General features: G+C 39.7%; 9 protein-coding genes. 7 read left to right on the plus strand and 2 right to left on the minus strand.

The window, feature by feature from the left end; translation table 11 throughout:
- Positions 1–431 precede the first annotated feature (431 nt).
- Positions 432–914, minus strand: a complete 483-nt coding sequence (locus tag ACFSMW_RS14480) for a uracil-DNA glycosylase (RefSeq protein ID WP_390356789.1) — start codon at positions 912–914, stop codon at positions 432–434.
- Positions 915–1205: 291 nt separating this feature from the next.
- Between ACFSMW_RS14480 and ACFSMW_RS14485 the strand changes: the two genes are divergently transcribed.
- The 6 genes from ACFSMW_RS14485 to ACFSMW_RS14510 all read left to right on the plus strand — a co-directional run bounded on the left by ACFSMW_RS14485 (position 1206) and on the right by ACFSMW_RS14510 (position 7619).
- Positions 1206–2498 (plus strand): glycosyltransferase family 2 protein, encoded by a 1293-nt coding sequence (locus tag ACFSMW_RS14485; protein ID WP_390356791.1) that lies wholly within the window; start codon positions 1206–1208, stop codon positions 2496–2498.
- Positions 2499–3205: 707 nt separating this feature from the next.
- Positions 3206–3463, plus strand: coding sequence for a hypothetical protein (locus ACFSMW_RS14490; RefSeq protein WP_390356793.1), 258 nt, complete (start codon positions 3206–3208; stop codon positions 3461–3463).
- Positions 3464–3869: 406 nt separating this feature from the next.
- On the plus strand, positions 3870–4268 hold the full coding sequence (locus tag ACFSMW_RS14495) for a spore coat protein (RefSeq protein WP_390356825.1): 399 nt from the start codon (positions 3870–3872) through the stop codon (positions 4266–4268).
- Between the two features lie 438 nt (positions 4269–4706).
- Positions 4707–5042, plus strand: coding sequence for a thioredoxin family protein (locus tag ACFSMW_RS14500; RefSeq protein WP_390356827.1), 336 nt, complete (start codon positions 4707–4709; stop codon positions 5040–5042).
- Between the two features lie 240 nt (positions 5043–5282).
- Positions 5283–6869, plus strand: a complete 1587-nt coding sequence (locus ACFSMW_RS14505; RefSeq protein ID WP_390356794.1) for a plasmid pRiA4b ORF-3 family protein — start codon at positions 5283–5285, stop codon at positions 6867–6869.
- A gap of 282 nt (positions 6870–7151) precedes the next feature.
- Positions 7152–7619 (plus strand): flavodoxin, encoded by a 468-nt coding sequence (locus ACFSMW_RS14510; RefSeq protein ID WP_390356796.1) that lies wholly within the window; start codon positions 7152–7154, stop codon positions 7617–7619.
- Positions 7620–7708: 89 nt separating this feature from the next.
- Here ACFSMW_RS14510 and ACFSMW_RS14515 read toward each other — a convergent pair whose 3' ends face one another.
- Positions 7709–8335 carry a C39 family peptidase gene (locus ACFSMW_RS14515; protein WP_390356797.1) on the minus strand — a complete coding sequence of 209 codons (627 nt, stop codon included), beginning with the start codon at positions 8333–8335 and terminating at the stop codon, positions 7709–7711.
- A gap of 521 nt (positions 8336–8856) precedes the next feature.
- Between ACFSMW_RS14515 and ACFSMW_RS14520 the strand changes: the two genes are divergently transcribed.
- On the plus strand, positions 8857–10236 hold the full coding sequence (locus tag ACFSMW_RS14520; RefSeq protein WP_390356799.1) for a PTS transporter subunit EIIC: 1380 nt from the start codon (positions 8857–8859) through the stop codon (positions 10234–10236).
- Positions 10237–10711: the final 475 nt, after the last annotated feature.

Genomic DNA, 10711 nt, shown 5'->3' on the forward strand with positions numbered 1-10711 from the left:
CCCTCGCAGAAGGATGAATTGCACCCCAATTGTTAGACACATCTAATCATTGGGGTGCGGTTTTTATATGGTTTGCCAAATTATTCTTTCATATTCTTGAATACTGCGCCTTCTTTGGTAATACTAAAGCAAGATAGATTCCTTAAATGAATATATTCTTGTCGCATCACCATTTAGCTTTGCCAAATATCACGCAAGCGGATCCGGTTTATGTGGATCATTTAAGCCGTCATGTCGGCAAGTAAATACTCGTGGCGACAAGCGCAGGCAAACATCATGGAAAATTGTCCGGTGTTGCAATTGACCATATTCAGCTCCATGTGGGAGATGGAAAAGCACTGCATATACGCATTGCTGAGATAATCTATTTTGAAGGATATCCGCTAACATATTCTTGAAATAGCAGCTCAAATGTTGAAGCACTTTCAGCGTTAGCCCTGTAAATGTCTATACTGTTCCGCTATGAACTCCCAATCTTGCAAGAAGTAGGAGCGAAGATTCGGGCGTCTTCGCACTGCTAAGGGGTGGTAGGCAGTGGTTGTCTGCATACCTCGTACATTATGCCAGCTGCCGCGTAGTGTTTTGACATCTGCCTCTTGGTTTTTAAAAAATGATTGAACTGCTACATTTCCAAGACAGATAACAAATTGCGGCTTTTTCTTTTCAATTTGTTGGTCCAAATGCCGCATGCAAATTTTTCGTGTCATCTCTTTGTCGTATTTTTTTACCGGTCTTCTTTTTAAAATGAATGTCACATATAAGTCATCCATCTTCATACCGACATGGTGGACGGCCTCTTGCAAAGTCTGTCTTGTACCGCAGACGAATGCATTGCCATCCTTGTCTTCGCGTGTTCCAGGATTATCAAGCACAACCATCACAGACGCCTTCGGATTGCTTTCCCCCCAAACCATGCGAGTCCCATGCTTATACAAGCCACATTCTTTGCAGTCTGAACAATCTGCAGGTGTTGGTTCCTCAGGTAAGATAATTGGGCAAAAATCAGACACTGTCTTATCATCTCCTAGATTTTATTAATCGTGATCGCCATCATACCATTGAAAATTATGGCACTTTTGAATCTCACCTGTGCTCGGACAACTAAAAGAACATCCTTTTCATACTGTAATACAATGTAATGTGCAGCTTGGAACCCCAGAAGCCAATCAAATTTGGCTCAGGTCCAGAAAAAAAGGGGGGGTATCTTGAAGGATACAATAGCAGTATTAATTCATTATACAGATAGGTATGCTTTGGACAGGGCATTAAACTCTTTAAAACAATTCAGTGCCCGAATAAAATTTGTTTATGTGTTTTTGGAAAACCAAAAAATATTTCTTGCAAAACAATATGCTGGTGATAATCAGATTCGGTTTATTACCATGAATGATCGTGACCTTGGAAACATGTTAAATGATATGGTTGATCAATTTAAAGACGCCAATTTTTTGTTCTTACAACACACTGACTATATTTCTCAACGTTCCGATACAGATTTATTTCATTTTCCACAAGGTAAAAAAATCATCGGTACATGGCAAAAAAGTCAACAGATTCGTTTATCTCAGCCTGTTCTTGTACAATCAGCATTTCTAAAAGAACAGCCGTTTATACCACAGTACCGGCTGCCATTCAAGGAAGCATTTTTCCCTGCATGGCTTTGCAAGGTGGATCCTGCTTTTATTAGCTGGGAAAAAGAACTTATCAAACCATCAAGAAAAAGTCACGCCGCTAATATCGTTGAAAAACAAACGTTCAATGAAAAATATTTACAGAACAAAAGCGAAATTGGCGGACCATCTCTTGCCATTATGATTTCAAACTATAATATGGCCAGTTATTTAGAAAAAGCAATCACTTCATGTTTGTTACAAACTGAACAGGCAGAACAAATACTTATTATAGATGACGGCTCATCTGATAATTCTATGAAACGCCTTGAAAATTGGCATCAATATAAACAGGTAACTATTTTCAGCAAAGACAATGGAGGTAAGGCAAGAGCTTTGAATGAGTTGTTACAGCATGTGAAAACTGATTTTGTGTTGGAATTGGATGCAGATGATTGGTTGGATCCGGATGCCATTGAAATAATAAAAAAGAACCTATCCAATCTTGCTGCAGACACATCGGTGCTCTTCGGTAATTTGCGGAGATGGAAACAACTCGGCGAAGGAGATGTCCTTTTTAAGGGTATTTCGCAAGGCAATTCTGTTACCAATTTGAAACAATTACGTGCCTATCATTTTCCATTAGGACCAAGAATATATCGCACGTCTTTATTAAAAAAATACGGTGGATTTCCGGTCGTCGCTTATGAAGATGGCAGAATGTATGAAGATGTCAGTTTGTTAAACCGGCTAATCCAGAAGTCCCGGTTTTGTTTTCGTGACTTTACTGTTTATAATGTACGGGAACACGCAGCAAGCATTACAAGGCAGAACCAGACTAAATGGAATGCGTTCATTCATTCACTTGATATGGATGAAATCAATTAGTTGAAAAAGGATATCTCTTTACTGTGAGAAAAAGGCTCTCTTGCTGTGGAAGATCAAGAGAGCTTTTTGTCTGAAATGAACTGTTTGATGTGGGAAATAATATAATTCTGTTTTTTGATTGATAACATCGGAAAATTGGCAGAGCTAATATTCGATTTGCTGCCCTTTCGGCAATAGTTAAGCTTTCTTCCTTGTAGCCAAGGTAAGTGACTGCATCCCATCGGATCATAAATTCCGCTTGTTCGTAAACGAAACAACCAAAATAAATTGGCAGAGGGCAGATACAGAAAATCATAGTATATGAAACACTTGAACGTTAAAAAAGTGGAAAGCCGGTTATTCGGCTTTCCAAAGAGGTTAATCATGGATTGGGGATTCAACCTATCGTGGTATGGAATAGATTGATAATATACTGTATGTTTCTATGTATATCCCGTGCGGTCAAGTTGCTCAAGCCATAAACACATTTCCATTTTTCGGATCAGCTTGAAAATTAGACTTAAATGAATGCTACATTCGATTTGATTAGCTCTCGGCTATTTTAGCAGTGATTCAGGGGGCTGATTTTGATTACCGGTTTTTGCCTATCAATACTGTTGTCCACTATAAAATAATTGTACAAAATCATTCTGAACTAGACGATGATTGATACCAATTATCCCTCGTGTGAATAAGATATATCAAAACGAATTCGGGGGGTGGTATGAATGAGTGAATCAAATCATAAAGCAGTTTCTAACCAGATTATCGATTTGCTTGTAGAGACTACATTGAAAAAACACGGAGCAAAATTGGATGCCAGCAAGCTGGGGAGCGAGGATAAAGAAAGAATTAAAAATTTGGTTCAAGGTTTAAAACAAAGTGTTGAAGATTTGGTTTCTGATAATAAGGATGATGATGTGGAGAAACAAGAAAGCAAAACAAAAAGCAAAACAAAAGGCAAAAATAAAAAATCAGCAGATTGATGAATGGTAAACTTTGAAATAGCAGAAAACGATAACCCCCGACAGTTCATTGCTGTCGGGGGTTGTTTTGCCTATTAAACTTTTAATTTGTTATATCTTCCTAGCCCATAAAGTAAAAAAAGGTATATATGATAGGACAGTCACCCTTACTATTCGGAACTTGGAACATAGCATATAGTAAATCGCAAGAAGGAGGAGAGAAATAGTGAGTTATCAAAGAAACTATGCAATCAGAAGAGCAGAATCTCTACAGCGTAAATCTGAGTGTCAGAAACAAGAGACAGCACAAGAGTGTTGCAAACAACATGAACCATGTTCATGCAATAAATGCCATCGTTCACACTGTAAATGTCAGCCCTGCCATCAGGAGGATAAACAATGTCATTGGAACGCACTAGATCCGACAATGAATCACCCGATGTTTAATAATGATAATACTGTCAATCAGGGACAGAATTCACAAGTAAAAAATGTCCAACAATCTAGTGAATGTATTGTAATCAAGGATTCCTGTGATGTAGATGTGAGGACAACAGAAACCCAAGCGTCTGTTAACATTCAGGTAGCGCTTCAAGCTGCTATTGCTTTGGTTGTCAGTATCTCCATTGCTGATAGCAATGTCGAAGATGAGATTACCCAGGATCTGTTTGCAAAAATAAAATCCAGTCAAGTAAACAACCAGCAACTATATATTGAAAATTCCCGCGGTGTTAACGTAACGACCACTGATACGGATATCGCTGTTAATGCCCAAATCCTGTTACAAGTATTAATTGCTATCGTCGCTCGATTAGACATACTTTAATAAAAAATGATAAATTGAGTAGACTTCCACTCCACCCCCGAATATTCCCCTGTTCGTTCAGATATGATTCCTCATTTTTTATGGGAATCATATCTTTTTTTGCTTTGATGGAGTATCTTGCATAAACGAGAGCAGGAACTCTTTAAGTAAAACAAAGGAGCATCGCCCTCCCTGTGAATGAAATTTTACTTTGCCAAATTCCTTATTAAAGAATTATATATAGTAATCTATACACTCACTCAATACTTGATCCATTCGTAGCAGGATGCAATGAAATATAATCGCCGGGCGAAAGAGGTAGTTTTTACTTATTTTTTGATATTAGTTTTATCACTGGTTCGTCGTTTAAATCAGCTACATGTAAAACATGCTTGGTGAGCAAACCCCGGAGTATAACTTCTGTTTTATGCTATGATCATTATGATGGAGGTTATTATGATGCGTCATTTGGAACAATTGAACACATTAGAAAAAATTGACAGTTTCATTGCGGAAAATCAAATGTCTTTTATATATATCACCCAGCCCAATTGCAGTGTATGCCATGGCTTGCTCCCACAAATACAGGAGTTGATGGAAAGGTACCCTAAAATAAAACTGGGAAAGGTAGATGCGGCATCCGTGCCAGCCATTGCCGGAAAATTTTCCGTTTTTACCGTACCGGTATTGATTCTTTTCATCGAAGGTAAAGAATATTTAAGAGAAGCTAGAATAGTCCATTTGGACCTGCTGGAAGAAAAATTGAACAGAGTATATGAAAACGTGGCAGAGTGAGCAAGCTCAGCCGCGTTTTTTTAATGCATTTATAGCAAAAGCTATGAAAAAAGGGGGGGAAGAAAGCGCTGTTATTTCGGGATTTTCAATTTCCTCCATTCAAATTCTGTTCTTTAAAGCTAGATGAAAAATAAGTAAGTTTCATGTCAAATATTGCAAACATGTCACAAATAATAGGGTTTATGTACCATAGTCATCGCTGTATGCCTATGGTAAACTAATTGAAGCGGAGGTGAAAGCATGATTTACGAATTACGTGTGAATTTACGTCATACAAACGAAGTAGTCTGGCGCAAAATCGAAATAGACAGCAACATGACTTTTAATGAGCTAAGCGAGATACTGCAGACGATATTTGACTGGGATGGCTTTCGCATGCACCGTTTTGACATTTCCAAATCCTATGGGAAGCGTATGAAAAATGTCACCGTTAGGCCAACCTTGTCTACAAATTACAATAAAATGCCTGTGAAAAAAAATAATGATGATCTGGATGAAAGAGTAGTGAAAATTTCAGATTGGCTAGGTAATGTTAAAGACCGGGCACTTTATTCATATAATATTGAAAATGAACACGAAAATGAAATCGTTTGGGAACACGAGATTGTCGTTGAAAAAATCATGCACCCGGAGAAGGGTGTACTGTATCCATACTGTACCGGTGCAAGGAATTTTGTTCCGAAAAGAAGCGTCAGCCGTGAATTGACTGAAGAGCAGTTGACAAAAACACTTGCAGAGGCAAAGGAACTTGTTAAAGATATTAATGAAACACTGCAGGAACGTCTGTCGCATGTTATCTCAGAAGTTCCTGATCATGGGAATCATTTATGGGCTCAACTGTTGAAAAGAACAAAGGATTATTATCGCGCAGCACCATGGGAAACCCTTGCAAAAAATGATGTATTTACAGTAGTCGATCCAGTGACAGATGAATGTTTATTCTGCTCTGTGCTCGGTTCTGGCCAGGAGCCATATGGATTAGCTGTATATATTGGAAAACAAGGCTTGGCAGCAATGAAGGAACACATGCAAAACGGTGCCGACAGTTTCGGGGAAAATCCGTATCCACACTGCTTGATGCTTCTATTTGATGATAGGCAAATGCTAAGTCAGCAAGACCATGCCTTGATCAAAACGAATGATATTCCATTCCGCGGAAAAAAAGCGTGGCCAAAATTCAGGAGTTATATGTCGGGGCCATTAACCGCACTTCGTCAGGAAGAAGAAGCAAGGCTGTTGCATGTTGCAGTGGAACAAGCAATCCATATTTGTGAAGAACCTGGGCTTCTCGCGGAAATGCCAAGCATTTTTTCCAAAGAAAGGAACGTTTTGGCAAGGGTCCCTGTAAAAGCGGGTGATCCTGTCGTGTTCACAAATGATATTATGGATATAACTTCTTTTATGGATAGTCCTGAAGTGAACAAAGCCACTTTAAAAGTAGATGAAGCAACCATCACCCAATTGGAAGATATAGGGGAAAGAACTTCAGCAACTATTGAGTTTGCGATGATGCCGATTCCTTCTTCAGATGAAAAACATCCGATTTTCGCTGTTGGAGCAAGCCAAAAAGACGGACATGTTTATTATCAGCATTTGGTTCCCAATCCGGAAAAAATAGCTGAGGATACAGCAAAATATTATCAGGAAGAATTTTATCTGATGTTAAAAGCGCTTGACGCATTACCGTATCGTGTAGCTACAGATGGAGAAACAGCGGATTTAATTGAACCGCTTGCTGAAAAACTGCAAATTTCAATCATTGTGCAGGAAAAACTTCCGATTGCAGCCATGCTGGTTCAGGAACTTTTTATAGAAAAGAAAGTCTGATAAATGAAAGAAGAGGCCGGATAAATGAAGGTGCCGGCTTCTTTTTTTTCGGAATAGAATAGGTGCGAAAAAATGACCGGATGCTTGGTGAAACTGCCATTTACAGAAAGTATCCCGGTTGTATGGAAATTTTAAGTATTATTCTCCGAAGCGATGAGAAAAATGAGAAGTGCATAGACACAATTTTGTCATATTTTTTCTTTTTACATGCTGGAAACATTGAAAACAATAATTATTATCAATTATGATAGATGTAGAAGAGTAAGCGGAGGTGACTTGAAAATGAGCAAAATATTGACCGTCTATGCCAGTTCCACAGGGAATACTGAATTAATGGCCGAGGCTATGGTTGCTTATTTGGAGTCCAAACAACATGAGGTCGAAGTGAAGACGTTCGATTTTGATGCAATAGATGTGGAAAACCTGCCTGATTATGATGCTATACTTGTTGGGACGCATTCCTGGGATGATGGGGAACTTCCGTATGAGGTAGAAGATTTTTATGAAGAACTGGATGACGTCGACTTGAATGGCAAATTATTCGGTGTATTCGGCTCTGCGGATTCCTTTTATGAAACTTTTGGCGGCGCCATCGACTTGATGTACGACCGACTGAAGAATCTTGGTGCGGTCCTTGTTCCTGAGCGTTTAAAAGTAGATCTTGAACCGGACAAGGAAGATATTGCCCGTTGTGAAGATTTTGCACAATTATTGGACACGATGCTTGCTGAGCAAGTCTCGAATATGTGAATGAACGCAAAAAGCGAGCATCTATCCGCTCGCTTTTTTTTTGTTGTTAACCGGGAGCTTAGCATCGTTTTTTTAGTAATTGATTGCTTTTATTTGATGTCAGGGTGTGAAGGTTTTTTCAATGTGATTGCACGACATCCCATTGATTTCCAATTCAAAATGAATCTTTCCTTCTCATAGTTTTCTACTTTTCCTGTATCTGGATCATGCGCGATGACATGCTCATTGGTGTATCCGACAAGAAGTACAGCGTGTTCATAAGTATACCATTTGATTTCGTTTTCTTCTTCATCCCGCCAGGTTTTACTATGATATGTCGTTTGCTGCTTCAATGTCGTCCATGCCATAACAGGAATGTTACGTGCAATTTGCTGCAGGATCAGATCAAAATGCACTCCTGTCAAATCGATACTTTTACCAGGCAAGTACTTCTCGACTACGAATAAAATGGGCTTTTCAAACACGCCAAAACTGCCATCATCTGAATATGGATCCCCGACGAAATGTTTATTCGGATGGGCCCCACACCACATACCATTCACTTCCTGCACTTTTGGACCTTTGGGGAGAGCATCAGCTATTTCGAAACGTGATACCTTCACTCCCGCCCAATTCAAAAGCATCGCCAGTGCCGTAGCCTCGCATCCTGTTGGCAGCTCAGGATATTGATAAAGCACAGGAATATTGTCAATCCGTACTTTGTTATCTATGTCCATGATAAACGTCCTCTCTAATGGTTATTGGCTGTCATTATACATAATTGTATCAAATAAGACAATGCATTTCGAAAATTGCATATGTTTACGAGGGTAGGAGAGAGGTCTAAAATGAAACCCATTTCATAAAATGATTAAAAAGTGACTTATAGAAAAATAAAACAGCAGAGGGAACGAAGAGAAGCTGGACAAACTCAACATGAAAGAAAAACAAAAATGTCTTCATGAATGCAGGGAAGTTGTCTGACATAGATATTTTAAAAAAGATCAACAAATAAAATAAACGGACTAGATGGACGTAATTGCGCCTTCTCTATGTGTATAAAAACCCCTTGTACATACTGGTTGATTGGGAAGGAGCGATGAGTGTTACCCAAGTATGGAAAGGAGGGGAGGGAAGCATTTTAAAGCGTCATATCGTGAAAAACAGCTGTTTTGTTTGATGTAACCAGCCTTGCAAAAATGGAGAAGGCGAAAGGTTATCGCTAGAAGCAATCAAAAAATACGGGGAGGTCATAGTTATGACGAAAGAACAGCGAATGGCCAGGGGAATAACTGCTGGTGTAGGCGGGAAAGAAAACCTCCAGAGGATTACACATTGTATGACCCGACTGCGGTTAGCTTTAAAAGATGAAGGTAAAGTAGACCTTAAAGCATTAAAAGATGTGGAAGGTGTCATGGGTGTCGTGCAGGATGAGACATTGCAGATTATTGTCGGGCCAGGTACCGTCAATAAAGTGGCTGAGGAAATGGGTCAGATGACAGGTCTCGGTGTTGGGGAAGAGGCAGAAATCGATATGGCTGAAATGACATTTGAGGAACGTGCTTCGGTCCAAAGAAATAACATGAAAAAGAAAAACCGTACTCCATTTAAAAGTTTACTGCGAAGAATTGGAAATATTTTCATCCCGTTAATTCCGGGATTGGTTGCCTCGGGTATCATTAATGGTGTTGCTAACTTTTTGAAAAATGCGGATATCGGAACAGATTCTACATGGATGAATATTTTACTTCTGCTTGGAAGCGGTATCTTTACTTATTTGGCTGTCCTTGTAGGCTGGAATACTGCGAAGGAATTCGGCGGTACCCCTGTGTTAGGAGCCATTGCTGGGATGTTCTTGTTCAACCCTATGCTAGCGGATGTGACCATCTATGGTGAACCGTTGGTTGTAGGACGTGGCGGACTATTCGGTGTCATTTTCGCTGCCTGGCTGATGGCATTTCTGGAAAAACGGATCAGGAGAATTATACCCAGTGCCATAGATATCATTTTTACTCCTTTAATTACTGTTCTCATTGTGGGCTTCTTTTCTCTGTATGCAGTTATACCTGTTGCTGGTCTGATCTCAGATGGTATCACAAAAGGATTGACATCGTTGATTGACACGGGGGGAGTTGTAGCAGGGGCTGTTCTGGCGGGATTCTTCCTGCCGCTGGTCATGGTAGGCCTTCATCACGGTTTGACTCCGATACATTTGGAATTAATCAATGCGTACGGTAACACAGCTTTGCTGGCGATTCTGGCCATGGCAGGTGCAGGTCAAGTCGGAGCGGCAATGGCAATTTTTGCTAAAACGAAAAACAGACGCCTGAAAAATATCATCAAGGGTGCACTTCCAGTTGGATTTCTTGGTATTGGTGAGCCACTTCTGTATGGAGTAACACTTCCGCTGGGGCGTCCATTCATTACGGCATGTTTAGGAGGGGCGCTTGGTGGAGCGTTTCAAGCTGTTGTTCACACAGCTGCAAAAGGAATCGGCGTTTCCGGTCTGTCATTGATACCATTGATTGATGATGGCAAGTATCTATTGTACTTCTTTGGATTACTTATTGCTTATGCAGGTGGATTCATTTTTACCTGGTTGTTCGGATTCAAGGAGGAAATGGCAAAAGATATTTGAAAATATTTCATGAAAAGAGGGTGAGACAAAATCCTGGGAAATGTAAAAAGTTGAGCGGTACCATCTTGACATGGAACCGCCCAACTTTTTTTATCCAGCTTCGCAATTTCGTTGATTTGCACGCCAGGCGCCCCGGCATGGGATGTGCAAGTGTTGGCTGCAAAGGCCGCACGCAGAAAAAGCGAATTTCTTTTTCAAGGAGTCAGCCGCCTTTCGCCCCAATCAACTTGAGGTGAAATGGCACTTTATAGCTGTTTTTGGCTAGTTTCTGTCCCACCCTCTTTCCTACGATTAGTCAACTCAAAAGTTCATAAAAAGAAGATAAATTATTTCACTTATTTTTGTGCATGCGAAATAAATCTCAGGAATCCATTTTTTAAAACTGAGAATTATGTTATAGTATAATTATTATCAGTCGTCCATAGAGACTACGTACGAGTAATCGTACCCTGTATTGTTCCTGATCATAGAATAA

Origin of the sequence: Tigheibacillus halophilus (genome assembly GCF_042683165.1) — a bacterium.
GTDB lineage: Bacteria > Bacillota > Bacilli > Bacillales > Amphibacillaceae > Tigheibacillus > Tigheibacillus halophilus.

Excerpts from the sequence above, each read along its gene's own strand:
- ACFSMW_RS14505 (WP_390356794.1), top strand. The coding sequence starts at position 5,283 with ATGATTTACGAATTACGTGTGAATTTACGTCATACAAACGAAGTAGTC.
- ACFSMW_RS14495 (WP_390356825.1), top strand. The coding sequence starts at position 3,870 with ATGAATCACCCGATGTTTAATAATGATAATACTGTCAATCAGGGACAG.
- ACFSMW_RS14490 (WP_390356793.1), top strand. The coding sequence starts at position 3,206 with ATGAGTGAATCAAATCATAAAGCAGTTTCTAACCAGATTATCGATTTG.
- ACFSMW_RS14515 (WP_390356797.1), bottom strand. The coding sequence starts at position 8,335 with ATGGACATAGATAACAAAGTACGGATTGACAATATTCCTGTGCTTTAT.
- ACFSMW_RS14520 (WP_390356799.1), top strand. The coding sequence starts at position 8,857 with ATGACGAAAGAACAGCGAATGGCCAGGGGAATAACTGCTGGTGTAGGC.
- ACFSMW_RS14500 (WP_390356827.1), top strand. The coding sequence starts at position 4,707 with ATGCGTCATTTGGAACAATTGAACACATTAGAAAAAATTGACAGTTTC.
- ACFSMW_RS14480 (WP_390356789.1), bottom strand. The coding sequence starts at position 914 with ATGGTTTGGGGGGAAAGCAATCCGAAGGCGTCTGTGATGGTTGTGCTT.
- ACFSMW_RS14510 (WP_390356796.1), top strand. The coding sequence starts at position 7,152 with ATGAGCAAAATATTGACCGTCTATGCCAGTTCCACAGGGAATACTGAA.